Below are 26,924 nucleotides of genomic sequence, written 5' to 3'. Positions count from 1 at the left end.
GCCTGTGGTGTGTCATGGGTGGGAACAGGGAGTACCAATGCCGGGGAGCGGAGTCGCAGTGGACAAGCCGAAGGTCGTCCTGGGGGTCAGCGGCGGGATCGCCGCCTACAAGGCGTGCGAGCTGCTGCGGCGGCTGACCGAGTCGGGGCACCACGTCCGCGTGGTGCCGACCGCGTCGGCGCTGCACTTCGTGGGCGAGGCCACCTGGTCGGCCCTGTCCGGCAACCCGGTCTCCACCGAGGTCTGGGACGCCGTCCACGAGGTGCCCCACGTGCGCATCGGCCAGGGCGCCGACCTGGTGGTCGTGGCCCCCGCCACCGCGGACATGCTGGCCAAGGCCGCCCACGGGCTCGCCGACGACCTGCTGACCAACACCCTCCTGACCGCCCGCTGTCCCGTGGTCTTCGCCCCCGCCATGCACACCGAGATGTGGGAGCACCCGGCCACCCAGGAGAACGTGGCGACCCTGCGCCGCCGCGGCGCCGTCGTCATCGAGCCGGCCGTGGGCCGCCTGACCGGCGTCGACACCGGCAAGGGGCGGCTGCCCGACCCCGAGGAGATCTTCGAGGTCTGCAAGCGCGTCCTGGCCCGGGGCGCCGCCGAGCCCGACCTGCTCGGCCGGCACGTCGTGATCAGCGCGGGCGGCACCCGCGAGCCCCTTGACCCGGTGCGCTTCCTCGGCAACCGGTCCTCCGGCAAGCAGGGCTACGCGCTGGCCCGCACCGCCGTCGCCCGGGGCGCCCGGGTCACGCTGGTCGCCGCCAACACCGCGCTGCCCGACCCGGCCGGCGCGGACGTCGTACGGGTCGGGACGGCCGTACAGCTGCGCGAGGCGGTCCTGAAGGCGGCGGCCGACGCCGACGCCGTGGTGATGGCCGCCGCCGTGGCGGACTTCCGCCCGGCCGCGTACGCCGAGGGCAAGATCAAGAAGAAGGACGGCGAGGAGCCGGCGCCGGTCGCCCTGGTCCGCAATCCGGACGTGCTGGCGGAGATCTCCGCAGACCGTGCCCGGCCGGGTCAGATCATCGTGGGCTTCGCCGCCGAGACCGACGACGTTCTGGCCAATGGATGGGCGAAACTCCGCCGGAAGCAGTGTGATCTTCTCGTCGTGAACGAGGTCGGCGAGAGCAAGACCTTCGGTTCCGAGGAGAACGAAGCGGTCATCCTGGCATCCGATGGCGTCGAGACGGCCGTGCCTTACGGCCCCAAGGAGGCGCTCGCGGACCGGATTTGGGACCTCGTGAGCCCGCGACTCGCCTGACCGGGGGACCTTGTTCCGTGCGTTCGGCGTGGGCCACAATGGAGTGCCGCAGGTCACAGCCCTTCCATTAGGCGAGACGCGTGGTCCGGCGCACGGGAGCGCCCGATAAACTAAACCCGGAACCGGCCGGGCGCAGCCTCCGGGCGGCTCCGCCAAATGATCAGCCAGCAGCCGCTGCAACCCCAGGGAGCGATGTGTCCCGCCGCCTGTTCACCTCGGAGTCCGTGACCGAGGGCCACCCCGACAAGATCGCTGACCAGATCAGCGACACGATCCTCGACGCCCTGCTCGCCGAGGACCCGACGTCCCGCGTTGCCGTGGAGACGCTCATCACCACCGGCCTGGTCCACATCGCGGGCGAGGTGACGACGAAGGCGTACGCGCCGATCGCCTCCCTGGTCCGCGACAAGATCCTCGAGATCGGCTACGACTCCTCGAAGAAGGGCTTCGACGGCGCCTCCTGCGGCGTCTCGACGTCCATCGGCGCGCAGTCCCCGGACATCGCGCAGGGTGTCGACACGGCGTACGAGCAGCGGGTCGAGGGCGACGAGGACGAGCTCGACAAGCAGGGCGCGGGCGACCAGGGCCTGATGTTCGGCTACGCCACCGACGAGACCCCGAACCTCATGCCGCTGCCGATCGAGCTGGCCCACCGGCTCTCGCGGCGCCTGTCCGAGGTGCGCAAGAACGGGACCATCCCGTACCTGCGTCCCGACGGCAAGACCCAGGTCACCATCGAGTACGACGGCGACAAGCCGGTCCGCCTCGACACGGTGGTCGTCTCCTCGCAGCACGCCTCCGACATCGACCTCGACTCGCTGCTCGCGCCCGACATCCGCGAGTTCGTCGTCGAGCACGTGCTCAAGGAGCTCGTCGAGGACGGCATCAACCTGGAGACCGACGGCTACCGCCTGCTGGTCAACCCGACCGGCCGCTTCGAGATCGGCGGCCCGATGGGCGACGCCGGCCTCACCGGCCGCAAGATCATCATCGACACGTACGGCGGCATGGCCCGCCACGGCGGCGGCGCCTTCTCCGGCAAGGACCCGTCGAAGGTCGACCGCTCCGCCGCGTACGCGATGCGCTGGGTCGCCAAGAACGTCGTGGCCGCCGGCCTCGCGGAGCGCTGCGAGGTCCAGGTCGCGTACGCGATCGGCAAGGCCGAGCCCGTCGGTCTCTTCGTCGAGACCTTCGGCACCGCCAAGGTGGACGTCGCCAGGATCGAGCAGGCCATCTCCGAGGTCTTCGACCTCCGCCCGGCCGCGATCATCCGCGACCTCGACCTGCTGCGCCCGATCTACGCCCAGACCGCCGCGTACGGCCACTTCGGCCGTGAGCTGCCGGACTTCACCTGGGAGCGCACCGACCGCGTCGACGCGCTGAAGGCCGCCGCCGGCCTGTAGCCCGCGCGGACGTCGTGACGACGGCCCCGGACCCTGTGGTCCGGGGCCGTCGGCGTTCCCGCGGTGTCGGTGGCCTTTGGTAAGAATGCTGGTGTGAGCAGCGAGAACGAATCAGGCGAGCAGGCCGGGGGGCCGCCCGAGCAGCTCGCGCTCATCCGGGAGACCGTCCGCGCCGCGAAGGCCGCCGCGCCCAAGGCCAAGCCGCGTACCTGGCGGGGCGCGGCCCTGGCCAAGGAGCTGCCGGTGGCCCGCATCCTGGTCAACAAGGGGGTGCTCCACCTCGACCAGCTCTGGGACTACGCCGTCCCCGCCGAGCTGGACGAGGCCGCGCAGCCGGGCGTGCGCGTCCGGGTGCGCTTCGGGGCGGGCGCCCACCACGTCCGGGAGGGGCGCCGCGAGGGCGGCGGGCTCATCGACGGCTTCCTCGTCGAGCGGCGGGCCGAGTCCGACTACAACGGACCGCTGGCCGCGCTCGCGCACGTGGTCTCCCCGGAGCGGGTGCTCACCCCCCGGATGCTGGCCCTGACCCGGGCCGTCGCCGACCGCTACGCCGGCAGCCTGGCCGACGTGCTCCAGCTCGCCCTCCCGCCGCGGAACGCCCGGGCCGAGTCCAGGCCCTCGCCCGACCCGCTGCCGGCCCCGGCCGCGCCGGAGCCGGGCGGCTGGGAGCGCTACCCGGCGGGGCCCGCCTTCCTGCGGGCGCTGGCCGCCGGGCACAACCCGCGTGCCGTCTGGACGGCCCTGCCCGGCCCCGGCTGGCCCGAGGAGCTGGCCCGCGCGATGGCGGCCGCCCTCGCCTCGGGCCGCGGCGCGCTGGCGGTGCTGCCCGACGGCCGGTCGGTGGCGCGGCTGGACGCCGCGCTCACGGCCGTACTGGGGGAGGGGCGGCACGCGGTGCTCACGGCGGAGTCCGGCCCCGAGAAGCGGTACCGCCAGTGGCTGGCCGTGCACCGGGGCTCGGTGAAGGCGGTGATCGGCACGCGGGCGGCGATGTTCGCGCCGGTGCGGGACCTGGGGCTGGTGGCCGTCTGGGACGACGGCGACACCAGCCACAGTGACGACAACGCGCCCTTCCCGCACGTGCGGGAGGTGCTGGAGCTGCGCTCCGCGCACGACGACTGCGGCTTCCTGCTGGGCGGCACGAGCTGCACCGTGGAGGCAGCCCAGCTGGTCGAGTCCGGCTGGGCGCGGCCGCTGGTGGCGGACCGCGAGCGGGTGCGGGAGGCCGCGCCGCTGGTGCGGACCGTGGGCGAGGAGGACCTGGCCCGGGACGAGGCCGCGCGGGCGGCCCGGCTGCCGAGCCTGGCCTGGCAGGCGGTGCGGGAGGGCCTGAAGACCGGGCCGGTGCTCGTCCAGGTGCCCCGGCGCGGGTACGTGCCCCGGCTGGCCTGCGAACGCTGCCGTACGCCGGCCCGCTGCACGGCGTGCGCCGGTCCCCTGGAGGCGCCGGACCAGCGGGCGCTGCGGTGCGGGTGGTGCGGGCGCGACGAGCCGTCCTGGCAGTGCGGGGAGTGCGGCTCGGTGCGGCTGCGGGCCAGTGTGGTCGGCGCGCGGCGAACGGCCGAGGAGCTGGGGCGTGCGTTTCCGGCGGTGCCGGTGCGGACGTCCGGGCGGGACCACGTGCTGGACGGCGTACCGGACCGGCCGGCGCTGGTGGTGAGCACGCCGGGTGCCGAGCCGGTGGCGGAGGGGCCGGGATACGCGGCCGCCCTGCTGCTGGACGGCTGGGCGATGCTGGGGCGGCCCGACCTGCGCGCGGGCGAGGATGCGCTGCGCCGCTGGATCGGTGCGGCCTCGCTGGTGCGGGGGAGCGGGACGGTGGTGGTGGTCGCGGAGCCGACGCTGCGGCCGGTGCAGGCCCTGGTGCGGTGGGATCCCGTGGGGCACGCGGTGCGGGAGCTGGCGGAGCGGGCCGAGCTGGGCTTCCCGCCGGTGTCGCGGATGGCCGAGGTGACGGGCCGGCCGGAGGCGCTGGCGGAGTTCCTGGCGGGGGCGGCGCTGCCGCGGGACGCGGTGGTACTGGGGCCGGTGCCGGTCGCTGCGCGGGGCGGTGGCGGGGGCGGCGGTACTGGTGGTCGTGCGGGTGGTGGCGGTGGCGGTGGCGCCGGTGGTCGTGCGGGTGGTGCCGGTGGCGGTGGTCGTGCGGGTGGTGGGCCTGCGGGGGAGCCCGTCGAGCGGGCGCTGGTGCGGGTGCCGCCGGGGTCGGGGGCCGCGTTGGCTGCCGCGCTGAAGTCCGCCCAGGCTGCGCGGCTGGCCGCGCGCGGCACCGCCGACCCGGTCCGGGTCCGCATCGACCCCCCGTCCATCGGCTGACGCCCGGCCCGCCGGGTGCGGGCTGCCGTACGGGCCCCTTGGTGCGGGCCACGCCCCTGGTGCCGGCCGGCGGGTGCGGGTCATGTGATGCGGGCCGTGCCTCCGGCGTCGAGCTCGGGCCTGCGGCCGGCCTGGTGCCGGGTACCGGCGGCCGGTTGCGGTGCCGCCTTGTGCGGGCGTGCGGGTACGACGCGGGAGCGGTTCCCTGCGGGGCAGTTCCCCCACCCACCCTTCTCCCGTTCACCGGGGCTCCGCCCCGGACCCCGGCGGGGCTGCGCCCGGGCCCCGGTGGGGCTGCGCCCGGGTCCCGGTGGGGTTGGGGCACAGCTCCGCTCGGGCTGCCTCCCGCACCGGCCGGGTGGGGCACCTTGGGACGGGTTGCGGGTGCCGATTGGCCGCGGCCGTTGGGCGCCGGGGCACGGCGCAGTTGTTCGTGGTGCCGGGCGCAGGCCCGTGGGGGCCGGGGCAGCGCCCCGGTGCACGGGAGAAGGGTGGGGAGGGGACTTGCCCCTCAGGGGGACGTCGGGCGTGCCGGTTCACCCACCATCGACACCGGTGGCCGGAGCGTCCCTCGGGAGCCTTGGGCAGCGGGCGGGGCGTTGGGGGCCCGGGACCCCGTGGGGGTGGGTCCCGGGCTGGTGTGCGGGCCCCCGGGCCGGGGTGGTACCGCTGCCCCGGCCCGAGCCCGCGGTCGTGCGGGCCCCGGGAACGGGGAGGCCGGGCCCCAGAGGGGGTCAGCCCGTGCGGGGGCCCGGGAAGGCCGGGGAGCGGGGGGTGGTGTCTTCGCGGAGGGACTGCGAGGCCGGGGTCGGCTGGGGCGGCATCGAGCGGGCCGCCGGGATGCCCAGTGTGCGCGGCGCGGCCGTGCCCTCGGCCAGCGGCTCCGCGGTCTCCGCCGGTGCCGCGGTGACGGCGCCCGCCCGGCGCGCCCCGTACCGCCGGTGCACCGCCTGCTTCGTCACCCCGAGGGCGGAGCCCACCGCGTCCCACGAGAAGCCGAGCGAACGGTCGAAGTCCACCGCCGCGGTGACCAGCGTCTCCACGCTGTCCCGCAGCTCCTGCGCGAGACGGACGGTCGGCGCGGGTGCCCGGCCGTAGACGACGAAGCCCGTGGAGGGGCCGGAGCGACGCGGACGGTACACGTTGCCGAGCTGGGCGGTGAGGGTACGCAGGGCATCCACCTGTCGGCGGACCCGCTCGATGTCCCGCACCAGGAGATGCAGGCTGGCCCTCGCTTGGGCGTCGTGGGTGGCGTGGTCGGCCATGAACAAGCCTCTCGAACCGGGGGGTTGAAACGGATCGGGCCGGCTGCACAATGCGGCCCGTTTCGGTCAATCTCTCTTGACCAACGCTCCATGCGGCACGGAGGTCACGCCCCCGGGGCGTGTCGGCATATGCGAGAGGCGCGCGTGTGTGCGTACGCCCCCCGCCCCGGTCGGGCGGGCCGGGCGCAACGGCCCATAGACTGGGCCGTTGCTCCTCATTCGTCTCATCCGTCGTCTCCAACGGCCCGCCGCAAAGCGAGGTATGACCAAGTGAAGCTCGTCTTCGCAGGAACCCCCGAGGTGGCCGTGCCCGCCCTCGACGCCCTGATCGCCTCCGGCCGCCACGAGGTCGCCGCCGTCGTCACCCGGCCCGACGCCCCCGCCGGCCGCGGCCGCCGCCTGGTCGCCAGCCCGGTCGCGCAGCGCGCCGAGGAGGCGGGCATCGAGGTGCTCAAGCCCGTCCGCCCGCGCGACCCGGATTTCCTCGCCCGGCTCGCCGAGATCGCCCCGGACTGCTGCCCGGTCGTCGCGTACGGCGCCCTGCTGCCCAAGGCGGCCCTCGACATCCCGGCCCGCGGCTGGGTCAACCTGCACTTCTCCCTGCTGCCCGCCTGGCGCGGCGCCGCCCCCGTCCAGCACTCGGTCATGGCCGGTGACCAGGTCACCGGCGCCTCCACCTTCCTCATCGAGGAGGGCCTGGACTCCGGCCCGGTCTACGGCGTGCTCACCGAGGAGGTCCGCCCGACCGACACCAGCGGCGACCTGCTCACCCGGCTGGCCTTCGCCGGTGCCGGGCTGCTCGCCGCCACCATGGACGGCATCGAGGACGGCACCCTGCGCGCCGTGCCCCAGCCCGCGGACGGCATCACCCTCGCACCCAAGATCACCGTCGAGGACGCGCAGGTGAACTGGGCCGACCCGGCGCTGCGCGCCGACCGCGTCGTACGGGGCTGCACCCCCGCCCCCGGCGCCTGGACCCTCTTCCGCGGCGAGCGGCTCAAGCTGGTCTCCGTCGCGCTGGTGCCCGAGCGCACCGACCTCGCGCCCGGCGAGCTGGCCCCCGCCAAGAACAACGTGTACGTCGGCACCGGCTCGCACGCCGTCGAGCTGCTCTGGGTGCAGCCCCAGGGCAAGAAGCCGATGAAGGGCGCCGACTGGGCCCGCGGCGTGCGCATCGCCCCCGGCGAGCGGCTCGGCGCGTAGCCCCCGCGCACCCCGACGTACGCTGAAGACGCGCCCGCCGGCGCCTTCAGGCCTCCCCGTTCCACCACCCCTCAGCGGAGCACCTTTCACGTGACCGACCAGCCCCGTCGCCGTCCCGCCAAGCAGCACAAGCCCTACCGGCGTCCCCAGAAGGACCCCGTCCGCGTCCTCGCCTTCGAGGCCCTGCGGGCCGTGGACGAGCGCGACGCCTACGCCAACCTCGTCCTGCCGCCCCTGCTCCGCAAGGCCCGGGAGGCCGCGGAGGCCAAGGGCGGCTCCTTCGACGCGCGGGACGCGGCCCTCGCGACGGAGCTGGTGTACGGCACGCTGCGGCGCCAGGGCACGTACGACGCGATCATCGCGGCCTGCGTGGACCGGCCCCTGCGCGAGGTCGACCCGCCGGTGCTCGACGTGCTCTCGCTCGGCGCGCACCAGCTGCTCGGCACCCGCATCCCCACCCACGCCGCGGTCTCCGCGAGCGTGGAGCTGGCCCGCGTGGTGCTCGGCGACGGCCGGGCGAAGTTCGTGAACGCCGTGCTGCGCCGGATCGCCGCGGACGACCTGGACGGCTGGCTGGCCAAGGTCGCCCCGCCCTACGACGAGGACGCCGAGGAGCACCTCGCCGTGGTCCACTCCCACCCGCGGTGGGTGGTCTCGGCCCTGTGGGACGCCCTCGGCGGCGGCCGGGCCGGCATCGAGGACCTGCTGGAGGCGGACAACGAGCGGCCCGAGGTGACGCTGGTCGCCCGGCCCGGCCGTGTGGAGCCCGGCGAGCTGGTCGAGACGCTGGGCGAGGACTCGGTGCTGCCGGGCCGCTGGTCCCCGTACGCCGTCAGGCTCGCCGAGGGCGGCGAACCGGGCGCCATCGAGGCCGTGCGCGAGGGCCGTGCCGGCGTCCAGGACGAGGGCAGCCAGCTGGTCGCCATCGCCCTCGCCAACGCCCCGGTCGAGGGCCGCGACGAGCGCTGGCTGGACGGCTGCGCCGGCCCCGGCGGCAAGGCCGCCCTGCTGGGCGCGCTGGCGGCCGGCCGGGGTGCCGCGCTGCTCGCGTCCGAGAAGCAGCCGCACCGGGCCCGGCTGGTCGAGCGGGCCCTCGCCGGCAACCCCGGCCCGTACCAGGTCATCGCCGCCGACGGCACCCGCCCGCCGTGGCTGCCCGGCTCGTTCGACCGGGTGCTGATGGACGTGCCCTGCTCGGGCCTGGGCGCGCTCCGCCGCCGCCCGGAGGCCCGCTGGCGCCGCCGGCCCGCGGACCTGGAGGGCTTCGCCCCGCTCCAGCGCGCGCTGCTGCGGGAGGCGCTCGGCGCAGTCCGCGTGGGCGGCGTCGTCGGGTACGCGACCTGCTCCCCGCACCTCGCGGAGACCCGGGTCGTCGTGGACGACGTGCTCAAGGGCCGGGGCGGCGCGGCCCCCTTCGAGGCGGAGTGGATCGACGCGCGTCCGCTGCTGCCGGGCGTCCCCGCCCTCGGCGACGGCCCGGACGTCCAGCTCTGGCCGCACCTGCACGGCACGGACGCGATGTACCTGGCGCTGCTGCGCCGCACGGCCTGAGCCGTCGCCCCGGCTCCCTCCGGGGGCCGGGGCCACGGCCGGGGCCGCGGTTCCCGCGGCCGGTTTCGGGGGTGCCACCGGCCGAAGCCCGACGGCATGGCACGCTTGGGGGCATGGCCGTTCAGATCAATCCCAGCATCCTGTCCGCGGACTTCGCCCGCCTCGCCGACGAGGCGAAGGCGGTCGAGGGTGCCGACTGGCTCCACGTCGACGTCATGGACAACCACTTCGTCCCGAACCTCACGCTCGGCATGCCGATCGTGGAGTCCCTCAGCCGCGCCACGGACATTCCGCTGGACCTGCATCTGATGATCGCCGACCCGGACCGCTGGGCCCCGCAGTACGTCGAGGCGGGCGCCGGATCGGTCACCTTCCACGCCGAGGCCGCGGGCGCGCCCGTCCGGCTGGCTCGGGAGATCCGGGCCAAGGGCGCCCGCGCCTCCATGGCGCTCAAGCCCGCCACGCCGATCGAGCAGTACGAGGACATCCTCCCCGAGCTCGACATGGTGCTGATCATGACGGTCGAGCCGGGCTTCGGCGGACAGCCCTTCCTCGACGTGATGCTGCCGAAGATCCGCCGTACCCGGGAGCTGATCGCGAAGCACGGCCTGGAGGTGTGGCTGCAGGTCGACGGGGGCGTTTCGGCGTCCACCATCGAGCGGTGCGCCGAGGCCGGCGCGGACGTGTTCGTGGCCGGTTCCGCCGTGTACGGGGCCGTGGACCCGGCCGCCGCGGTGCGGACGCTGCGCGAGCAGGCGGGGGTCGCCATCGCGGCGGCGCCCTGGGCCTGCGAGCACTGAGGGGCGCCTGGGGCGCCTGGCAGGAAGGCTCGGTGAACAGCTCGGTGAACGGGAGCTGTCCGGGCTGATCAACGGCCGCCGGATCTGACAGGATGAACGGCGAGTCGAGAGTGTGAACAGCAGTGAGGAGATCGCGGTGTCTGGTGTGTCGGCGGGACGCTCAGCCCTGCGGATGGGACCCGCGGAGCTGGTGCAGGCGGCGGCCATGGCCCGTCGCTTCTACCTGGAGGGCAAGTCCAAGATCCAGATCGCCGAGGAGTTCGGCGTGAGCCGCTTCAAGGTGGCCCGGGTCCTGGAGACCGCCCTGGAGCGCGACCTCGTCCGGATCGAGATCCGGGTGCCGGCCGAGCTGGACGCGGAGCGCTCCGACGCGCTGCGCGCACGGTACGGGCTGCGCCACGCGGTCGTCGTGGAGTCCCCGGCCGACGCGGCCGAGGACGCCCCCGACCCGGAGAACCTCGGCGCGGTCGCGGCCGACCTGCTGGGCGAGCTGGTCAGCGAGGGCGACGTGCTCGGACTGGCGTGGGGGCGGTCGACCATCCACATGGCGGCCGCCCTGCACCGCCTGCCGCCGTGCACCGTCGTCCAGCTGACCGGCGTGTACGACGCCGGGACCGCGGAGCGCGGCTCGGTCGAGGCGGTACGCCGGGCCGCCCAGGTCTCCGGCGGCGACGCGCACCCGATCTACGCGCCGATGCTGCTGCCGGATCCCGCCACGGCGGCCGCACTGCGCAACCAGACCGGGATCGCCCGGGCCTTCGAGTACTTCGACAAGGTCACCGTCGCCGCGGTGTCCATCGGCTCCTGGGAGCCGGGCATCTCGACCGTGCACGACATGCTCTCCGACGAGGAGCGGGCGCACTACGCCTCGCTCGGCGTCGCCGCCGAGATGTCCGCGCACCTCTTCGACAAGGACGGCCGCCGGGTCGGCCGGGACCTCGGCGAGCGGTGCATCACCGTCGAGGCCGACCGGCTGCGCCGGATCCCGGAGGTCGTGGCCATCGCCGGCGGCCTGCGCAAGGCGGCGGCGATCGGCGCGGTGCTGCGGTCCGGGCTGGTGACGAGCCTGGTCACGGACACCGCCGTCGCCGACTACCTGCTGACCGAGTCGGTGCCGGGAGCGCGTCCGGCGCTGGAGCGGGCCGACCCGGACGACGGGGCGATCGCGTCGGGCCGCTGAGCGGTCGCGGCGGGCTGCCGGGCGGTCGTGGCCAGCTGCCGGGCGGTCGCGGTGGCCCACGGGTCCGCGAGCGGGCCGGTACGGGCGGCTGAGCCGGGCCGGGTGACCGGGGCGCGCCGACGCGTGGCCCGTTCGCCGGTGCGCCGGTTGTTTGGCAGCATCGGTGCATGATCTTGCGGAGCGTGCCCCGGCTCCTGGGGGCCGTGTTCCTGGCGGTGCTGCTGGGGACCGTCGCGGCGTGCGGCGGGGGCGGTGGCGGCTCCGGCGGGGCCGACCGGGCCGCCGGTCCGGTCACCCCGGGCGCGGGTGCACCGAGCACGCCCGGGTGGGCGCGGGGGATGACCGTCGTACGGGCCGCCGACCTGCCCGTACAGGCGCGGGAGACGCTGGCCCTGATCGATGCCGGCGGGCCGTACCCGTACCGTCAGGACGGCACGGTCTTCGGGAACTTCGAGCGGGTGCTGCCCCGGCAGAAGCGGGGCTACTACCGCGAGTACACGGTACGGACGCCGGGGGAGCGGGACCGGGGCGCGCGGCGCATCGTGACCGGGCGGGGCGGCGAGTTCTACTACACCGACGACCACTACCAGAGCTTCCGGGCGGTGCTGCGATGACCCTCGACGCGTTGTCCGGGCCGCCGGCCCCGCGGGTGTGGCCCGCGGACGAGCCGCTGGAGCCGGCGCTGGCCGCCGCGCGGGGGGCCGGGTGGGCCACCGTGCTGCTGGAGCTGGAGGGCGTACGGTCCAAGGCGGCGCTGATGGACCGGTGCGAGCGGGCGTTCGGGCTGCCGGGGTGGTTCGGGCGGAACTGGGACGCGCTGGCGGACTGTCTGACGGACCTGTCCTGGGCGGGGCCGGCGGGGGGCGCGGGGTGGCTGGTCGCCGTCACGGGGTGGGGCGGTTTCGCGCGGGCGCGGGCGCGTGATGCCGGGGTGCTGCTTGAGGTGCTGGAGGGGGCGGTGGAGTTCTGGGCGGAGTCGGATGCGGGGCCCGGGTTCCGGGTGCTGCTGGTCGAGGGGCGGGGCTGAGGCCGGCCCTTGCGGGGCGGAGGGTGCGGGTCCTGCGGGGCGGAGGTGCGGGCCCTGCGGGGCTGTCTCCCCGCCCCACCCTTCTCCCGTTCACCAGGGCTGTGCCCCCGACCCCCTCGGGGCTGCGCCCCGGACCCCTTGGGGTTGCGCCCCGGACCCCTTGGGGTTGCGCCCCGGACCGCCTTGGGGATAGCGCCCCGGACCCCTTGGGGCTGTGCCCCGGACCCCCTCGGGGCTGCGCCCCGGGTTCCTGGGGCTGGGCCACGGGTCCTCCCCCCGGACTTCGTCCGGGGGGATCTCCTGGCCTGCCGTGGCGGAGGGGCTAGGAGCCCGTCCACGGGGGCGTTTGGCCCCAGGACCAGACCGGGACCTTGGCCGCGTCGACCGGTGGGGGGTTGTCGCCCGAGTAGATCAGGGCCATCCGGGTGCCCCACTCGATGTAGTAGACGAACACCGCGCGGAACTCCGGGTCCGTCGGGAGGCCGACCTCGTCCGCGGTGTCGAGGAGGAGGTCCACCCAGCGGCGGCGCTGCTGTTCGGTGATGCCGCGGCCCAGGTGTTTGGTGGCCATGTGCTGGTGGCCGCCGTGGTGTGCCGTGTAGTCCGCCGGCCCGCCGAAGACCTCCGACAGCCAGGCCGCCACGTGCTGCGGGTGCCCGGGGTCCATGCCCGCGAACACCGGGGCGAGGACCTCGTCCTGCAGCGCGTGGCCGTAGAAGGCGTCGGTGAGGCGGTTCATCGCCTCGGCCCCGCCCATCCACTCGTAGATCGTGGGGGTGCTCATCGTGCCTGCCTCACTGTCCTGCGGCCTTGCCCGTGCCGACGACCTCGGTGACCTGGTAGTGCTGCATCTCCTCGATCGCGGTCACGTAGGGCCGGATCGCGCTGAAGAAGGCCGGGAAGTGCTCACCCCGCCGGAAGCCCTGGAGGTGCGCCTCGGTCGAGGTCCAGCGGATCCGGAGGATGTAGCGCTCCTGCTCCTCCTCGCAGCGGGCCAGCTCGTAGTCCACGCACTCGGGAGCGGCGGCCAGGGACTCCGCCGCCTTGCGGTACGCGTCCTCGAAGGACTGCTGCTCGTCTAACGCGATGCGGTAGCGGATGTACTCGACGGTGGTGGCCATGACGGTTCTGCCTCTCCGTGGTGATCAGCTGCTGCGGCTACCCTGACGCGATCATCGGTGCCCGTCAGCCGAATGCGTCATTCCTGCTCGGACTCCATGGAGTCGGGGCCCTGGGCCCGGACCCTGCCGACCTCCTCCAGGGAGGCCCGCAGGTCCGCCAGCCACGTGTCGGTGTTGCGGCCCACCAGCCGTACGCACCAGGCCAGGGCGTCCGCCCGGCTGCGCGCGACCCCGCCCGCCACCAGCGTGTCCAGGACCTGGCGCTCGGACTGGCGCAGCCGGGTCATCACCGGGACGGCCAGGTGGGTGAAGAGCGTGCGTTCGCCGTCCTCTCCCTCCACACCCCAGGCCACCTTGCGGCGGTAGAGCTCCTCCGCCTCGCGGGCGACCGCGATGCGCTGCTCGCGGGTGCGGGCCCGGAACTCCGCGGCCGTCTCGCCGGCCGGGGCGCGGCCGATCACGGTGATCTCCTCGCGGTCGACCACCACGTCGGCCACGCTCTCGTAGACGTCTTCCGGCAGGCGGCCGGCGAACCAGCCGCGGAGCTGCTCTCTCTGTTCGGCTGTAATCATGTAATCAACGTTGCATCCGTTCGCACGTTGATCGCAAGGGCGCGGTCCGTCTTCCGCCGCCGGCGAACGGTCAGCCCATCGCGCGGTACCGGTGGACGAGGGAGACGGCCATCGCGCCCTCGCCGACGCCGGAGGCCACCCGCTTGACCGAGTGGGCGCGGACGTCGCCGGCCGCGAAGACGCCCGGCACGCTCGTCTCCAGCGGGTACGGGGCCCGCTCCAGGCTCCACTCGGCCGGCAGCTCCCCGCCGTTGGCGATCAGGTCGGAGCCGGTGAGGACGAAGCCGAACTCGTCGCGTTCCACGACGCCGGCCAGCCAGTCGGTGTGCGGGCGGGCGCCGATGAAGGTGAACATGAACCGGCACGGGGTCTCGGTGTCCTCGCCGGTCTCCGCGTCGTGCAGGGTGATGCGCTCCAGGTGCTCGCCGCCGTCGAGGGCGACCACGGTGGTGCGGACCTTCACCTCGATGTTCGGGGTGCGGCCGATCTCGTCGATCAGGTAGCGGGACATGCTGGCGTCCAGGGACTCCGCGCGGACCAGGATCGTGACCCGGGCGGCGTACTTCGCGAAGTGCACGGCGGCCTGGCCCGCCGAGTTGGCGCCGCCCACGATGAACACGTGCTGGGAGATGCAGGCGGAGCTCTCCGTGGTGGCCGCGCCGTAGTAGAGGCCGGCACCCTCGAAGCGGTCCGCGCCGGGGGCCTGGAGGCGGTTGTACGCGACGCCCGTGGACAGCAGCACGGTCTCGGCGCTGATCTCCGTGCCGTCGGCCAGCGTGAGGATCTTCGCAGGGTCGTCGCGGGTGAGCGAGACGACCTCCACCGGGTGCAGGATCTCCGCGCCGAAGCGGGACGCCTGGATGGTGGCCCGGCGGGTCAGGTCGCCGCCGGACAGGCCCGAGGGGAAGCCGAGGTAGTTCTCGATGAGGCTGGAGGTGCCGGCCTGGCCGCCGGGCGCGCGCGAGTCCAGCATCAGCGTCGACAGGCCTTCGGAGGCCGCGTACACCCCGGCCGCGAGGCCCGCCGGGCCCGCGCCGACGATCACGCACTCGTAGTGCGGGCGGGAGGCGGTGGTGACCAGGCCCAGCCGCTCCGCGAGTTCGGCGTCCGTGGGGGCCGAGAGCACCTCGCCGCCCGGGAAGCGGACCAGCGGCAGGGGCGCGTCCGGGCGGTCGGCGATCAGGGTCAGCGCCTCGGGGTCCCGCTCGACGTTCAGGAAGCGGAACGGCTGGCCGTTGCGGGTGAAGAAGTCGCGCACGGCGTGCGTGCCCGGGGCCACCAGGTGGCCGGCGACGATGATCCCGTCGTACGCGGGGCGGTAGGTGGCCAGCCAGTCCGAGAGCAGGTCGTCCAGGACCGGGAAGAGCCGCTCGTGGGGCGGGTCCCAGGGCTTGAGCAGGTAGTAGTCCAGCCGCACCCGGTTGATGGCGGTGATGGCCGCGTCGGTCTCCGCGTACGCCGTCAGCAGCACCCGGCGCGCGTCCGGGAAGCGGCTGACCGCCTCCAGCAGGAACTCCACCCCGGTCACGTCCGGCATGCGCTGGTCGACCAGGAAGAGCGCCGGGTCGTGGCCCCGCTCGTCCAGGGAGTCCAGGATCTTCAGCGCGTCCGCGGCCGAGGACGCGCCCAGCACCCGGTACCGGTCCCCGTAGGCGCTGCGCAGGTCACGGCGTACGGCGCGCAGCACCTGGGGGTCGTCGTCGACGGCCAGGATCACGGGCTTGCGGCCCTCGCGCTCCTCGCGCGCCGGTGCGCTCTCGCTCGCGGTGCTCATGCGCGTTCCAGCATCAGCTTGTCGGCGTAGCACCACGCCCAGTCCTCGCCCGGCTCGTGCGAGGCCGCGATGGGGTGCGCCGTGGTGCGGAAGTGCGAGGTGGCGTGCCGGTTCCGGGAGGAGTCGCAGCAGCCGACGTGACCGCAGCTGAGGCACATCCGCAGATGCACCCAGGAATCACCCGACGCAAGGCATTCCGCGCAGCCCTCGGTCCCCGCCGACACCGGGCGTATCTCATCGACGTGCAAACACCTGCTGTCCATCGGACCCCGTCCTTCTCTCTTGCCGCACGGAGCTCCCGAGCCCCCGCGGCGACTCGTCCCGGAGAATCACCACGACCATAGATCGGGAATTTCCCGGCGGTTCACTTATTCGGCCGAGGTCAGGAAGTCCCCCGGGTACTTCCTGACCTCGGCGGCCGACTTCCTGAAGTGCCCGGAACACCTGGTCCGCTACCTCACGAAGTCGTGTGTGCGGCCTTTGACGCCGACCCGGCCGACCAGCAGTGTGGGGTGCGCCAACGACAACAGGCGGCGCCAGGAGGAATACGTGAGCAGAAAGATTCTGGTCATTGTCTCCGAACACGGTTACTGGGCCGAAGAACTCATCGGTCCCGTTTCCGAGTTCGATGCGCGTGGCTATGAGGTCGTCTTCGCGACGCCCACCGGAAAGCGCGCGCACGCCCTTCCGCCGAGCCTCGACGCGAACTACGTCGACCCTCCGCTGGGCCGGTCGGTGACCACCGAGGAGAACGCGCGGCTGGGCCGCGAGTTCGAGCGCTCCAGCCGGCTGGACGCGCCGCTCGACATCGAGGCGTGGGTGCCCGAGCGCCCGTACACCAGCGACGACGGGTACCTGCGCAAGCTGGAGCAGTACCACCGCGACCTCGACCGGCTCGACGCCGACATCGCCGCCTACGACGCGGTCCTGATCGTCGGAGGCAGCGGCCCGATCGCCGACCTCGCCAACAACGAGCGCGTGCACGCCCTGATCCTCGCCTTCCGGAAGGCCGGCAAGGTGGTGGCCGCGGAATGCTACGGCGTGGCCTGCCTGGCCTTCGCCCGCGACTGGGACGACCGGCGCAGCATCATCTGGGGCAAGCACGTGACCGGGCACTGCAAGGAGTACGACTACAAGGACGGCACCGGGTTCCTCGGCACCGACTTCAACATGGGTCCGCCGCCGTACCCGCTGGAGTACATCCTGCGCGACGCCACCGGGCCGCGCGGCGCCTATCACGGGAACTTCGGAAAGCCCGTGTCGGTGATCGTCGACTTCCCGTTCGTCACCGGCCGGTCCACCCCCGACTCGTACCTCACCGGACAGAAGATCGTGGAAGTCCTGGAAGAGGGGCTCACCCGCTGGGGATGGTGATCCCGAATTCGGCGGCAGCGTCCGGTAAACCAGCCGGGAACGAGGGGGAATTCATGAAAGCGACTCCGGGCCGGGAAAGGCTCATCGAGCAATTCAAGGCCGACGGCCTCGACGTGATGTTCGGGAATCCCGGCACGGTCGAGCAGGGGTTCCTCGACGCGGCCGACGCCGCCGAGGGCTTCCAGTACGTCCTCAGCCTCCAGGAGACCGTGGCCGCCGGCATCGCCGACGGCTACGCGCGGGCCACCGGCGGTGCCGCGCTGCTGCAGCTGCACTCCGGCGTCGGCCTGGGCAACGGCATCGGCATGCTGTACCAGTCCCTGCGCGGCCACACGCCCCTGGTGGTGGTCGCCGGCGACGCCGGGGTGCGGTACGACGCCATGGACGCGCAGATGGCCGCCGACCTGGTCGCGATGGCCCGGCCGGTCACCAAGTACGCCACCCGCGTCACCGACCCCGCCTCCGTGCTGCGCACCGTGCGCCGCGCGGTGAAGATCGCGCTCACCCCGCCCCGCGGGCCGGTCTTCGTGGCCCTCCCGATGGACGTGCTGGACGAGCTCAACTCCGAGCCCGTGCTGCCGGCCGTCGTGCCCGACACCGACGTGGCGCCCTCGGACGCCGCCGTCGGCCGGGCCGCCCGGCTGCTGGCCGGCGCGGAGCGCCCGCTGGTCCTGGTCGGCGACGGGGTGGCCCTCTCCGGGGCGCAGGCCGAACTGGCCGCCGTCGCGGAGCTGCTGGGCGCGGACGTCTACGAGGTGGACTCGTCCGAGGTGAACATCCGGGCCTCCCACCCGCTGCGCCGCGGCCAGCTCGGCCACATGTTCGGAGCGTACAGCGCGGAACTGGTCCGGGACGCGGACGCGGTGCTGATCGTCGGCACGTACGTCTTCCCGGAGGTCTTCCCGGAGCTGGTGAGCCCCTTCGCGGAGGGCGCGCGGATCGTCCACGTCGACCTCAACACGTACGAGATCGCCAAGAACCACCCGGTGGACCTGGCGCTGGCCGCCGACCCCCGCCGGACGCTGCGCGCCCTGGCGCCCGTGCTGGAGCGGGAGCTGAGCCCCGTACGGCGGGCCGCCGCGGCCGCCCGCCTCGACGTCCGCACGCGGGAGCGCGCGGTCGCCGACCGGACGGGGGCGCGGGACCGGGACGGCACGCCGATGGCCGTCTTCCTGCGCACCCTGGCCGAGCGGACCGGCGGCGACCTGATCGTCTTCGACGAGGCGCTCACGACGTCCCCGCTGGTCACCGCCCACCTGCCGGCCGAGCGGCCGGGCGACTACCACCTGACGCGCGGCGGCTCGCTGGGCGTGGGGTTCCCGGGGGCGGTCGGCGCGAAGCTGGCCCACCCCGACCGGCTGGTCGTCGGCTTCGCCGGCGACGGCGGGGCGATGTACACGTACCAGGCGCTGTGGACCGCGGCCCGGCACGGCATCGCCGCCAAGTTCGTGGTCTGCAACAACCGCAAGTACCGGCTGCTGGACGACAACATCGCCCAGTACTGGCGGGAGCGGGACATCCCGGAGCACGCCTTCCCCGGGTCCTTCGACCTGTCTCGCCCGGAGATCGACTTCGCCGGGCTGGCGCGCTCCCTCGGCGCGGGCGGCACCCGGGTGGAGAAGCCGGAGGAGGCGGCGGCCGCGGTGCGGCTGATGCTCGACCACCCCGGCCCGTTCCTCGTGGACATCCAGATCTGACACCACATCACAGGGAGGCGCGCATGCCCGCCGAGCGGCTGACCGAGGACGCGATCCGCACCTTCGCGGGGGCCTGGTACACGGCCCTCGACCAGCACGTACCGCTCACCGACGTGCTGGACTTCATCACCGGCGACCTGGAGTTCAGGGTCCCCGAGGACACCTTCCTCGGCCACGAGGGCTTCGGCCGCTGGTACGAGGCCGTCACCCACCGCTTCTTCGACGAGGTGCACACCGTCACCAAGGTCGAGCCGGTGATCGACGGCGACCGGGCCGAGGTCCGGGTCCTCGTCAACTGGCAGGCCAAGGTCTGGGACCCGCCGGCCGCCCGCAGCGTCTGGCTCGGCTTCGACGCCGACCAGACCTGGACCGTCGTACCCGGCCCGGCCGGCCCGCGGATCAAGACGTACACCGTCAACGAACTGGCCCCGATGCCCGGTTCGGCCTCCCTCTGACCTCGCGACAGGAGAAGCGGACCATGACCCACGTGACGCGCCAGCGCGTCGAGGCGGCCTACCGCGCGCTCGGCACCGGGGACCGGGCCAGGATCCTGGAGTACTACTCCGAGGACCTGCGCTGGCTGGTGCCCGGCAACCACCCGCTCGCCGGCTGGTACGAGAGCCTGGACGCCTTCCTGGAGCTGATGGGCCGGACCCACCGGCTCACCGACGGCACCTTCCGGATGGACATCGAGTACGTCCTGACCGGCCCGGACGTCTCGGCCGACGTGTGCCGCAACACCGGCCTGCGGGCCGGCGCCAAGGAGGACGCGAAGTCCCCGTACGAGCGCATGGACTACCAGGTCTTCCACTTCATGCGCTGGCGGGACGGACGGATCGTCGAGGGCCGCGACGGGCTCTTCGGCGACACCGCGAGCGCCTTCAGCAGCTTCTGGGCGCCCTTCGCGCCGGACGGCATCCGCAGGGACCGATAGAGGGGGACCACCGCGATGGACGCACACCAGATCCTGACCAGGTACTACGAGTACGCCAACGCCGGCGACTGGGACCGCTGGTGCGACCTGTTCGCCGACGACCAGGTCATGGACGAGCAGCTCGCCGGGCACATCGAGGGGCTCGACACGCTCCGCTCGATGATGAAGGGCATGGGCACGATGTACCGGGTCTTCCGGAACGAGCCCCTGCACCTCCTCGTCGACCGGCCCGCGCCCGGCTCCGGGACGCCCGGCACCGTCAAGGCGGCCGCCGTCTCGCACCTGACCGCGGTCAGCGCCTCGGGCGAGGAGATCACCGCCGAGGTGATGAACTTCTTCAAGATCGTCGACGGGAGGATCGCCTACATGGCGAACTTCCACGACACGGTCCCCTTCCAGGTCCTGGCCCAGGACTGAGGGGGCGGCCGTGACGGAGTACGACTACGTCGTCGTGGGATCCGGTACGGCGGGCAGCGTCCTGGCGAACCGGCTCTCGGAGGACCCGGACGTCTCGGTGCTCGTCCTGGAGGCCGGCGGCGGCCGGATCCCGCCCGAGGTCGACGACCCCTCGTCCTGGTACAAGCTGCTCGGCGGCCCCGTCGACTGGGGTTACCAGAGCGTCCCGCAGCCCGGCCTCGACGGCCGCCGCACCTACGAACCGCGCGGCAAGGCCCCCGGCGGCAGCAGCAACCTCTACATCATGATGCACATCCGGGGCCACGCCTCGGACTTCGACAACTGGGCCTACCAGGGCGCCGCAGGCTGGTCCCACCAGGACGTCCTGCCGTACTTCGCCCTGCTGGAGGCCCAGGAGGACCGGACCGCCGCCACCACCGGCACCGCCGGTCCCCAGCGGATCACGAACGCGGGCCGGCACGGCCCCAACCCGGTCTCCCGCGCCTTCATCGACGCAGCCGTCGAGCTGGGCCACGAGGAGATCGCCGACTTCAACACCGACGGCCCCCGGCGCGGACTCTTCGGCACGGGCTGGCACCACATCGACGTGGCCGACGGCAGGCGGCAGGGCACCCTCGCCGCCTACCTGGAGCCGGCGCTCGACCGCCCCAACCTCACCCTTCGCACCGGCGCCCAGTCCACCCGGCTGCTGGTCGAGGACGGCACCTGCACCGGCGTCGAGTACCTCCAGACCGCGCCGCCCGCGGACTTCCCGGGCCGGGACGTCCCCGCGGCCGCCCCCGAGGGCCCGGGCCTGCACACGGTCCGCGCCCGCCGCGAGGTGATCGTGGCGGCCGGGGCCATCGAGTCCCCGAAGCTGCTGCTGCTGTCCGGCATCGGCCACCCGGAGCAGCTCGGCCGGCACGGCATCGGGGTCACCGCGCCGCTGCCCGGCGTCGGCGAGAACTTCCACAACCACGTGCTCACCGGCCTGATGGCCGAGGTCACCCAGGAGCTCCCGCCGCCCGCCCAGAACCTCTCCGAGAGCGCGCTCTTCCTGGCCTCGCGGCCCGGACTGCCCGCCCCGGACCTCCAGATCGCCTTCGTCCACGTCCCGTTCGACGTGATCGTCGGTCAGTCCCACCCCAACACCGTCAGCATCCTGCCCGGCGTGGTCCGCCCGGTCTCCCGCGGCTGGATCCGGCTGGCGAGCGCGGACCCGCTGGCCCACCCGCTGATCCACCCCAACTACCTGGGCGACCGCTGGGACCTCGACCGCATGGTCCAGGGCGTGCAGCTGGCCCGCGAGATCTTCGCCACCTCCGCCTTCTCGCCCTGGTACAAGCAGGAGCTCCAGCCCGGGCCCGGCACCGTCACCGACGACGAGCTGCGCGCCTTCGTGAAGCGGAAGTCCGAGAGCTACCACCACCAGGCCGGCTCCTGCCGGATGGGCGTGGACGACCTCGCCGTCGTCGACCCCGAACTGCGCGTCCACGGCGTACGGAACCTTCGCGTCGCCGACGCCAGCGTCATGCCCGCGGTCCCGTCGGGCAACTGCCACGCCGCCATCGCGATGATCGCGGAGCGGGCGGCCGACTTCCTCAAGGGGGTGTCCCGTGCCGGGTGACGTGGTGCTGCGCGAGGGAGCGCTGTCCGGAACGCGGATCGCCGTACTCGTCGAGAGCGACTTCTACGAGCCGGAGATCTTCTACTACCAGCGGCGGTTCGCCGAGGAGGGCGCGCGCGTCGACTTCCTCACCCGGCTCTGGGGTCAGGAGTCGATCACCTTCACCGGCCACGAGTACCGGGCCCCGTTCACCGCGGACCGGAGCCTCGAAGGCCTCTCCGACGAGGAGCTGCGCGGGTACGCCGCCCTGATCGTGCCCTCCGGCATGGTCGCCGACCGGCTGCGCTACACCGAGGACGTGGACGTCCTGGCCCCGGCCACGGAGCTGCTGCGCCGCGCCTTCGAGGAGCCGGCCGTCCTGAAGGGGATCATCTGCCACGGCATGTGGCTGGCCTCCTCCATCCCGGACAAGGTGGGCGGCCGCAAGGTCGTCTGCCACAACAACCTCATCGGCGACGTGCGGAACATGGGCGCGCAGTACGTGGACGAGGACGTGGTCGTCGACGGCGACCTGGTCACCGGCCGCACCGGCGCCCACCACCACCTCTTCGCCCGCCGGATCATCGAGCTGCTGACGGCCGGCCGGGGCCGGAGGGCCGACTGATGCGCTGGTCCCACGTGGGCCTGAACTGCGCCGACCAGAAGGTCACCGAGGAGTTCTACACCCGCTGGTTCGGCTTCGCCCGGGCCCGGGTGGTCGGCCTCGGGGACGCCCAGATCGTGTTCCTGCGCAAGGGGGACGCGTACCTGGAGCTGTTCCCGGCCGGCACGGGGACCGCGAGCCCCGGCCAGGACGACGGGCCGCAGGAGCCGGGCCGGATGCGCCACCTGGCCTTCCAGACCGACAGCGTCGACGCGTTCCTCGCCGCTCTCGGGGACGCGGCCGACGTGACCCTGGGCCCGCTGGACTTCGACGACTTCATCTGCGGCTGGCGGACCGTCTGGCTGCGCGACCCCGACGGCGTGGTCGTCGAGGTCAGCCAGGGCTTCGCGGACGAAGCCGACACCCACGACAAGGAAGGTGCCCGACATGGCTGACGCCGTGAGCTTCTCCTTCTCCGACACCATCGCCGGATACGTCGGACACTTCGACTCCGAGGCCCGGCTGCTGCGGCTGACGACCGCCGACGGCCGCGCCTTCGACGTGTCGCTGGCCGGCGGCCCGAGCGCCGAGCTGGTCCGCAACCTCGACGAGCCGTACGTCGACGCCTCGGGGCACATCGACGAGATGCTGTCCCCGGGCCGTTTCCTCTTCGCCTACGGGGTGCACTACCCCGAGCGGGGCGGCCGCTTCGAGGCCAAGCGCCTGGTGTTCCTGGGCCGCGGCGCCGAGGACTACCGCTTCGAGGAGGCCGGCTGGTGGGTCAAGCAGATCGAGTCCCTCGCCGCCTTCTACAAGCGGGCCCAGTTCGGTGACGGCCCGGTCGACTTCACCGAGTACCGCACCGAGATCCGCCTCGGCGGCGACAAGACCGCCAGCCACGTCCAGGAGACGGACACGATCTCCCGGCTGGTCTACGGCATGGCCTCCGCCTACCTCCTGACCGGCAAGGACGAGTACCTGGAGGTCGCCGAGCGCGGCACCGAGTACCTCCGGGCGCACATGCGGGTCGTGGACACCGAAGAGGACGTCGTCTACTGGTACCACGGCATCAGCGTGGACGGGGACGCCGAACGCAAGCTCTTCACCTCGGAGTTCTACGACGACTTCGACGCGATCCCGATGTACGAGCAGATCTACGCCCTGGCCGGCCCGGTCCAGACGTACCGCGTCACCGGCGACCGGCGGATCAAGGACGACGCCGACGGCACCATCCGGCTCTTCGACAAGTTCTTCTTCGACCGCGAGCAGGGCGGCTACTACTCGCACGTCGACCCGATCCTGTTCAGCGCCGACCACGAGTCCCTCGGGGAGAACCGCGAGCGCAAGAACTGGAACTCGGTCGGCGACCACGCGCCCGCGTACCTCATCAACCTCTACCTGGCGACCGGTGACCCGAAGTACGCCGACTTCCTTGAGTACACCTTCGACACCATCGCCGAGCGCTTCCCGGACTACGGGAACAGCCCCTTCGTCCAGGAGCGCTTCTTCCGCGACTGGTCGCACGACACCGCGCACAGCTGGCAGCAGAACCGCGCCGTGGTCGGCCACAACCTGAAGATCGCCTGGAACCTCCTGCGGATGAACTCCCTGAAGGCCAAGCCGGCCTACGAGGAGCTCGCGAAGAAGATCGGCGAGCTGATGCCCGAGGTCGGCAGCGACCTCCAGCGCGGCGGCTGGTACGACGTGGTCGAGCGCCTCAAGGAGGGCGACCAGGAGACGTATCGTTTCGCCTGGCACGACCGCAAGGCCTGGTGGCAGCAGGAGCAGGCGATCCTCGCCTACCTCATCCTGAACGGCACGGTCGGCGGGGAGCGCTTCCGCAAGGAGGCCCGCCAGGCGGAGGCCTTCTACAACACCTTCTTCCTCGACCACGACGAGGGAGCGGTCTACTTCAACGTGCTCGCCAGCGGCACGCCGTACCTGCTCGGCACCGAGCGGCTCAAGGGCAGCCACTCGATGTCCATGTACCACTCGGCGGAACTCTGCTACCTCGCCGCCGTCTACAACAACCTGCTCATCAACGGCCGGGAGATGGACTTCCACTTCAAGCCCGACCCGACCGACCTGCCCGGGCGCGTGCTGCGGGTCTCGCCCGACCTGCTGCCCGCCGGCGCGGTGCGCATCGCCTCCGTCGAGATCGACGAGAAGCCGTACGACGACTTCGACGCCGAGGCCCTCACCGTCACGCTCCCTGACGTCCAGGGACGGGTCAAGGTCAAGGTCCGGCTCCGGCCGGTGGCCAAGTAGCGCTCAACGGGGGCGCCCCACAGCAAGGGGATGGGAAATGACTCTGACCATCAAGGAACGCCGGACCAAGGCCGCGACGGTGCTCGCCGCCTCCGGTGAGATCAACAGCGAGACCTCCGGGCAGCTGCTCGACAAGCTGCTCCCGCTGGTCCGCGACGGCCAGACCCTGCGCATCGACCTCAAGGCCGTCACGTACGTCTCCAGCGCGGGCCTGCGCACGCTCCTCGTGGTCTACCGCGAGGCCCAGCACGCCGGCGTCGCCGTCACCCTGTCCGGGGTGAGCGACGAGGTCCGGTTCGTGATGTCGGCGACCGGCTTCCTCGACTTCTTCGAGACCGGCGAGGCCGCCGAGGCCGAGGCCGCCCGCAAGGAGCGGCTCGCCGCGAGGACCGCCCGGTGAGCCCCGAGGCCGCCGCCCGGGCGGACCAGGTCCGCATCGACGCCTACCCGACCCACGACGTGGCCGGGTACGGCGTCCGGGCCGGCAAGCCCTACCCCTTCGGGGCCTGGGTCGTCCCCGGGGGCGTGAACTTCTCCGTCTTCTCCGACCAGGCCACCTCCATGACCCTGGTCCTCTACAAGCGGGGCGAGCCGGAGCCGTTCGCCGAACTGGAGTTCCCCCAGGAGTTCCGGACCGGCAGCGTCTTCGCGATGACGGTCTTCGGGCTCGACCACGAGAACATCGAGTTCGGCTACCGGGCCGACGGCCCGTTCGACCCGGTCACCGGGCACCGCTTCGACGCCCGGCAGGTGCTCTCCGACCCGTACGCCCGGCTGATCGCGGGCCGGGACGTGTGGGGCACCGAGCCCGACTACAGCCGCGGCTACCAGTACCGCTCCCGGGTCTGCCTGCAGGACTTCGACTGGGGCGACGACGCCCCGCTGCGGATCCCCGCCGAGGACCTGGTGGTGTACGAGACCCACGTGCGCGGCTTCACCCGTCACCCCTCCTCCGGGGTGACGGCCCCCGGCACCTTCGCCGGCCTGCGGGAGAAGATCCCGTACCTGAAGGAGCTGGGCGTCAACGCCGTCGAGCTGCTGCCGATCTTCGAGTTCGACGAGACCGACAACCCGCGCACCAACCCGGAGACCGGCGAGAAGCTCTTCGACTACTGGGGCTACAACACCGTCGCCTTCTTCGCGCCCAAGGCCGGCTACGCGGCCACCGGACGCTACGGCATGCAGGGCGACGAACTGCGCACCCTGGTCAAGGACCTGCACGCGGCCGGCATCGAGGTCATCCTCGACGTGGTCTTCAACCACACCGCCGAGGGCAACGAGATGGGCCCGACCATCTCCTTCAAGGGCCTCGACAACGCCACGTACTACATGCTCACGCCCGAGGGGTACTACTTCAACTTCAGCGGCACCGGGAACACCGTCAACTGCAACCACCCCGTGGTGCGCAACTACGTCCTCGACTGCCTGCGCCACTGGGTCGCGGACTACCACATCGACGGCTTCCGCTTCGACCTCGCCGCGATCCTCGGACGGGCCCTGGACGGCACCCCGCTGCCCAACCCGCCGCTGCTCGAATCGCTCGCCTTCGACCCGGTCCTGCGGCACACCAAGCTCATCGCCGAGGCCTGGGACGCCGCCGGACTGTACGAGGTCGGCAACTTCCCCGCCTACGGCCGCTGGGCCGAGTGGAACGGGAAGTACCGCGACACCGTGCGCCGCTTCCTCAAGGGCGACCCGGGCGTCACCGGGGAACTCGCCACCCGCATCGCCGGCTCGCCGGACCTGTACTCCACCCGCGGGACCGCCGCCTCCGTCAACTTCCTGACGGCGCACGACGGTTTCACCCTGGCCGACCTGGTCTCGTACAACGACAAGCACAACGAGGCCAACGGCGAGGGCAACAACGACGGCGCCAACGACAACAACAGCTGGAACTGCGGCGCCGAGGGCCCGACGGACGACCCGGAGATCAACGCCCTCCGGCTGCGGCAGATGAAGAACGCCGTGGCGATCCTGCTCACCAGCCAGGGCATCCCGATGATGCTGTCCGGCGACGAGGTGGGCCGCACGCAGCAGGGCAACAACAACACCTACTGCCAGGACAACGAACTCTCCTGGTTCGACTGGGACCAGGTCGACGACAACGCCGAACTGCTCCGCTTCGTCCGGCAGATGATCGCCTTCCGCAAGCGCCACCGCGAACTGCGCTCCACCACCCACCCCACCGGGGCCATCCGAGAGGGCCTGGGCCTGCCGGACATCAGCTGGCACGGCGCCCGCGCCTGGCTCCCCGACTGGTCGCCCGAGTCCCGGCTGCTGGCCGTGGCCCGCTGCGGCGCCGGCGACGACGACGTGGTGTACGTCGCCATGAACTCCCACTGGGAGGCGCACGACCTGGAGCTGCCGGCGCTGCCCGGCGGCCGCAGCTGGCACCTGTTCGCCGACACCGGCGCCGAGGCGCCGTACGACATCCGCACCCCGGGCGCGGAGAGCGAACTGGACAACGCAGGCAAGTACCTGATCGGACCGCGCTCGGTCGTGATCCTGGTGGGCCGCGTGCCCACCGAGGACTGACCGGCGAGCCCTGGACCCCGTACGCCCGAAGGAGCCTGAC

The 26,924-nt window shown here is 73.0% G+C and carries 26 protein-coding genes; 20 read left to right on the top strand and 6 right to left on the bottom strand.

The features are described 5' to 3' along the window. The first annotated feature begins 58 nt into the window (after nucleotides 1-58). The 3 genes from coaBC (at nucleotide 59) to ACIQUQ_RS22515 (ending at nucleotide 4,977) form a co-directional block, all read left to right on the top strand. Complete coding sequence (gene coaBC / locus ACIQUQ_RS22525; RefSeq protein WP_399947850.1) at nucleotides 59-1,261, top strand: bifunctional phosphopantothenoylcysteine decarboxylase/phosphopantothenate--cysteine ligase CoaBC; 1,203 nt, start codon at nucleotides 59-61, stop codon at nucleotides 1,259-1,261. Between the two features lie 194 nt (nucleotides 1,262-1,455). Beyond that, complete coding sequence (gene metK, locus ACIQUQ_RS22520; protein ID WP_399947466.1) at nucleotides 1,456-2,664, top strand: methionine adenosyltransferase; 1,209 nt, start codon at nucleotides 1,456-1,458, stop codon at nucleotides 2,662-2,664. Nucleotides 2,665-2,757: 93 nt separating this feature from the next. Further along, nucleotides 2,758-4,977, top strand: a complete 2,220-nt coding sequence (locus ACIQUQ_RS22515; protein ID WP_403978559.1) for a primosomal protein N' — start codon at nucleotides 2,758-2,760, stop codon at nucleotides 4,975-4,977. Nucleotides 4,978-5,711: 734 nt separating this feature from the next. Here ACIQUQ_RS22515 and ACIQUQ_RS22510 read toward each other — a convergent pair. Then, on the bottom strand, nucleotides 5,712-6,242 hold the full coding sequence (locus tag ACIQUQ_RS22510) for a hypothetical protein (RefSeq protein WP_403978557.1): 531 nt from the start codon (nucleotides 6,240-6,242) through the stop codon (nucleotides 5,712-5,714). A gap of 270 nt (nucleotides 6,243-6,512) precedes the next feature. On the opposite strand from ACIQUQ_RS22510, the gene fmt reads away from it, so the two are divergent. The 6 genes from fmt to ACIQUQ_RS22480 all read left to right on the top strand — a co-directional run bounded on the left by fmt (nucleotide 6,513) and on the right by ACIQUQ_RS22480 (nucleotide 12,003). Next, nucleotides 6,513-7,445 carry a methionyl-tRNA formyltransferase gene (gene fmt, locus ACIQUQ_RS22505; RefSeq protein ID WP_403978554.1) on the top strand — a complete coding sequence of 311 codons (933 nt, stop codon included), beginning with the start codon at nucleotides 6,513-6,515 and terminating at the stop codon, nucleotides 7,443-7,445. Between the two features lie 90 nt (nucleotides 7,446-7,535). Further along, on the top strand, nucleotides 7,536-8,996 hold the full coding sequence (locus ACIQUQ_RS22500; protein ID WP_403978551.1) for an RsmB/NOP family class I SAM-dependent RNA methyltransferase: 1,461 nt from the start codon (nucleotides 7,536-7,538) through the stop codon (nucleotides 8,994-8,996). A 113-nt stretch (nucleotides 8,997-9,109) separates the two neighbouring features. Then, the gene (gene rpe / locus ACIQUQ_RS22495; RefSeq protein WP_403978548.1) at nucleotides 9,110-9,796 is read left to right on the top strand and encodes a ribulose-phosphate 3-epimerase; all 687 of its coding nucleotides are present in this window, start codon (nucleotides 9,110-9,112) and stop codon (nucleotides 9,794-9,796) included. Between the two features lie 112 nt (nucleotides 9,797-9,908). Next, on the top strand, nucleotides 9,909-10,976 hold the full coding sequence (locus ACIQUQ_RS22490; protein WP_399947456.1) for a sugar-binding transcriptional regulator: 1,068 nt from the start codon (nucleotides 9,909-9,911) through the stop codon (nucleotides 10,974-10,976). A 167-nt stretch (nucleotides 10,977-11,143) separates the two neighbouring features. Beyond that, nucleotides 11,144-11,590 (top strand): ribonuclease domain-containing protein, encoded by a 447-nt coding sequence (locus ACIQUQ_RS22485; protein ID WP_403978545.1) that lies wholly within the window; start codon nucleotides 11,144-11,146, stop codon nucleotides 11,588-11,590. After that, the gene (locus tag ACIQUQ_RS22480) at nucleotides 11,587-12,003 is read left to right on the top strand and encodes a barstar family protein (protein WP_403978543.1); all 417 of its coding nucleotides are present in this window, start codon (nucleotides 11,587-11,589) and stop codon (nucleotides 12,001-12,003) included. Before ACIQUQ_RS22485 ends, ACIQUQ_RS22480 begins: the two co-directional genes overlap by 4 nt. A gap of 322 nt (nucleotides 12,004-12,325) precedes the next feature. Here the strand turns inward: ACIQUQ_RS22480 and ACIQUQ_RS22475 are convergent, their stop codons facing one another. The 5 genes from ACIQUQ_RS22475 to ACIQUQ_RS22455 all read right to left on the bottom strand — a co-directional run bounded on the left by ACIQUQ_RS22475 (nucleotide 12,326) and on the right by ACIQUQ_RS22455 (nucleotide 15,733). Then, nucleotides 12,326-12,787, bottom strand: coding sequence for a group II truncated hemoglobin (locus ACIQUQ_RS22475; protein ID WP_403978541.1), 462 nt, complete (start codon nucleotides 12,785-12,787; stop codon nucleotides 12,326-12,328). Between the two features lie 10 nt (nucleotides 12,788-12,797). Further along, nucleotides 12,798-13,124, bottom strand: a complete 327-nt coding sequence (locus tag ACIQUQ_RS22470) for a putative quinol monooxygenase (RefSeq protein WP_399947449.1) — start codon at nucleotides 13,122-13,124, stop codon at nucleotides 12,798-12,800. A gap of 77 nt (nucleotides 13,125-13,201) precedes the next feature. Next, a complete protein-coding gene (locus ACIQUQ_RS22465; protein WP_403978538.1) occupies nucleotides 13,202-13,696 on the bottom strand; it encodes a hypothetical protein in 495 nt (164 codons plus the stop codon). A gap of 70 nt (nucleotides 13,697-13,766) precedes the next feature. Then, complete coding sequence (locus ACIQUQ_RS22460) at nucleotides 13,767-15,470, bottom strand: FAD-dependent oxidoreductase (RefSeq protein ID WP_403978535.1); 1,704 nt, start codon at nucleotides 15,468-15,470, stop codon at nucleotides 13,767-13,769. Next, nucleotides 15,467-15,733: a UBP-type zinc finger domain-containing protein gene (locus ACIQUQ_RS22455; protein ID WP_403978533.1), complete on the bottom strand. Its 267-nt coding sequence runs from the start codon at nucleotides 15,731-15,733 to the stop codon at nucleotides 15,467-15,469. Before ACIQUQ_RS22455 ends, ACIQUQ_RS22460 begins: the two co-directional genes overlap by 4 nt. A 286-nt stretch (nucleotides 15,734-16,019) precedes the next feature. Between ACIQUQ_RS22455 and ACIQUQ_RS22450 the strand changes: the two genes are divergently transcribed. The 11 genes from ACIQUQ_RS22450 to glgX are packed head-to-tail and all read left to right on the top strand — an operon-like array spanning nucleotide 16,020 to nucleotide 26,884. Further along, complete coding sequence (locus tag ACIQUQ_RS22450; protein WP_403978530.1) at nucleotides 16,020-16,844, top strand: type 1 glutamine amidotransferase domain-containing protein; 825 nt, start codon at nucleotides 16,020-16,022, stop codon at nucleotides 16,842-16,844. A gap of 53 nt (nucleotides 16,845-16,897) precedes the next feature. After that, nucleotides 16,898-18,541, top strand: a complete 1,644-nt coding sequence (locus ACIQUQ_RS22445; RefSeq protein WP_403978527.1) for a thiamine pyrophosphate-binding protein — start codon at nucleotides 16,898-16,900, stop codon at nucleotides 18,539-18,541. 23 nt (nucleotides 18,542-18,564) lie between these two features. Continuing rightward, on the top strand, nucleotides 18,565-18,996 hold the full coding sequence (locus tag ACIQUQ_RS22440; protein WP_403978524.1) for a nuclear transport factor 2 family protein: 432 nt from the start codon (nucleotides 18,565-18,567) through the stop codon (nucleotides 18,994-18,996). Nucleotides 18,997-19,019: 23 nt separating this feature from the next. After that, entirely contained in the window at nucleotides 19,020-19,475 is a 456-nt protein-coding gene (locus ACIQUQ_RS22435) for a nuclear transport factor 2 family protein (protein ID WP_403978521.1), read from the top strand. 15 nt (nucleotides 19,476-19,490) lie between these two features. Next, complete coding sequence (locus tag ACIQUQ_RS22430; RefSeq protein WP_403978518.1) at nucleotides 19,491-19,892, top strand: nuclear transport factor 2 family protein; 402 nt, start codon at nucleotides 19,491-19,493, stop codon at nucleotides 19,890-19,892. A gap of 10 nt (nucleotides 19,893-19,902) precedes the next feature. Then, nucleotides 19,903-21,498 (top strand): GMC family oxidoreductase, encoded by a 1,596-nt coding sequence (locus tag ACIQUQ_RS22425; protein WP_403978515.1) that lies wholly within the window; start codon nucleotides 19,903-19,905, stop codon nucleotides 21,496-21,498. Next, the gene (locus ACIQUQ_RS22420; protein WP_403978512.1) at nucleotides 21,488-22,102 is read left to right on the top strand and encodes a DJ-1/PfpI family protein; all 615 of its coding nucleotides are present in this window, start codon (nucleotides 21,488-21,490) and stop codon (nucleotides 22,100-22,102) included. Before ACIQUQ_RS22425 ends, ACIQUQ_RS22420 begins: the two co-directional genes overlap by 11 nt. Beyond that, nucleotides 22,102-22,536, top strand: a complete 435-nt coding sequence (locus ACIQUQ_RS22415) for a VOC family protein (RefSeq protein ID WP_403978509.1) — start codon at nucleotides 22,102-22,104, stop codon at nucleotides 22,534-22,536. Before ACIQUQ_RS22420 ends, ACIQUQ_RS22415 begins: the two co-directional genes overlap by 1 nt. Continuing rightward, the gene (locus ACIQUQ_RS22410; protein ID WP_403978506.1) at nucleotides 22,529-24,349 is read left to right on the top strand and encodes an AGE family epimerase/isomerase; all 1,821 of its coding nucleotides are present in this window, start codon (nucleotides 22,529-22,531) and stop codon (nucleotides 24,347-24,349) included. The genes ACIQUQ_RS22415 and ACIQUQ_RS22410 overlap by 8 nt, the downstream gene beginning before the upstream one ends. A gap of 37 nt (nucleotides 24,350-24,386) precedes the next feature. Continuing rightward, nucleotides 24,387-24,749, top strand: coding sequence for an STAS domain-containing protein (locus tag ACIQUQ_RS22405; protein WP_403978503.1), 363 nt, complete (start codon nucleotides 24,387-24,389; stop codon nucleotides 24,747-24,749). After that, the gene (gene glgX / locus ACIQUQ_RS22400; protein WP_403978500.1) at nucleotides 24,746-26,884 is read left to right on the top strand and encodes a glycogen debranching protein GlgX; all 2,139 of its coding nucleotides are present in this window, start codon (nucleotides 24,746-24,748) and stop codon (nucleotides 26,882-26,884) included. Before ACIQUQ_RS22405 ends, glgX begins: the two co-directional genes overlap by 4 nt. The last annotated feature ends 40 nt before the right edge of the window (nucleotides 26,885-26,924 follow it).

This window comes from Streptomyces sp. NPDC101118 (assembly GCF_044759445.1).
GTDB lineage: Bacteria > Actinomycetota > Actinomycetes > Streptomycetales > Streptomycetaceae > Streptomyces.
Note: the sequence above shows the minus strand (reverse complement) of the source record. Positions and strands in the feature narration are given on the sequence as shown.

What these genes read in the sequence shown, in the direction of transcription:
- ACIQUQ_RS22485 (WP_403978545.1), top strand. Translation starts at nt 11,144, where the DNA reads ATGATCTTGCGGAGCGTGCCCCGGCTCCTGGGGGCCGTGTTCCTGGCG.
- ACIQUQ_RS22410 (WP_403978506.1), top strand. Translation starts at nt 22,529, where the DNA reads ATGGCTGACGCCGTGAGCTTCTCCTTCTCCGACACCATCGCCGGATAC.
- ACIQUQ_RS22475 (WP_403978541.1), bottom strand. Translation starts at nt 12,787, where the DNA reads ATGAGCACCCCCACGATCTACGAGTGGATGGGCGGGGCCGAGGCGATG.
- ACIQUQ_RS22415 (WP_403978509.1), top strand. Translation starts at nt 22,102, where the DNA reads ATGCGCTGGTCCCACGTGGGCCTGAACTGCGCCGACCAGAAGGTCACC.
- ACIQUQ_RS22510 (WP_403978557.1), bottom strand. Translation starts at nt 6,242, where the DNA reads ATGGCCGACCACGCCACCCACGACGCCCAAGCGAGGGCCAGCCTGCAT.
- rpe (WP_403978548.1), top strand. Translation starts at nt 9,110, where the DNA reads ATGGCCGTTCAGATCAATCCCAGCATCCTGTCCGCGGACTTCGCCCGC.
- ACIQUQ_RS22435 (WP_403978521.1), top strand. Translation starts at nt 19,020, where the DNA reads ATGACCCACGTGACGCGCCAGCGCGTCGAGGCGGCCTACCGCGCGCTC.
- ACIQUQ_RS22465 (WP_403978538.1), bottom strand. Translation starts at nt 13,696, where the DNA reads ATGATTACAGCCGAACAGAGAGAGCAGCTCCGCGGCTGGTTCGCCGGC.
- ACIQUQ_RS22470 (WP_399947449.1), bottom strand. Translation starts at nt 13,124, where the DNA reads ATGGCCACCACCGTCGAGTACATCCGCTACCGCATCGCGTTAGACGAG.
- ACIQUQ_RS22480 (WP_403978543.1), top strand. Translation starts at nt 11,587, where the DNA reads ATGACCCTCGACGCGTTGTCCGGGCCGCCGGCCCCGCGGGTGTGGCCC.
- ACIQUQ_RS22440 (WP_403978524.1), top strand. Translation starts at nt 18,565, where the DNA reads ATGCCCGCCGAGCGGCTGACCGAGGACGCGATCCGCACCTTCGCGGGG.
- ACIQUQ_RS22455 (WP_403978533.1), bottom strand. Translation starts at nt 15,733, where the DNA reads ATGGACAGCAGGTGTTTGCACGTCGATGAGATACGCCCGGTGTCGGCG.
- ACIQUQ_RS22460 (WP_403978535.1), bottom strand. Translation starts at nt 15,470, where the DNA reads ATGAGCACCGCGAGCGAGAGCGCACCGGCGCGCGAGGAGCGCGAGGGC.
- ACIQUQ_RS22405 (WP_403978503.1), top strand. Translation starts at nt 24,387, where the DNA reads ATGACTCTGACCATCAAGGAACGCCGGACCAAGGCCGCGACGGTGCTC.
- ACIQUQ_RS22430 (WP_403978518.1), top strand. Translation starts at nt 19,491, where the DNA reads ATGGACGCACACCAGATCCTGACCAGGTACTACGAGTACGCCAACGCC.
- ACIQUQ_RS22445 (WP_403978527.1), top strand. Translation starts at nt 16,898, where the DNA reads ATGAAAGCGACTCCGGGCCGGGAAAGGCTCATCGAGCAATTCAAGGCC.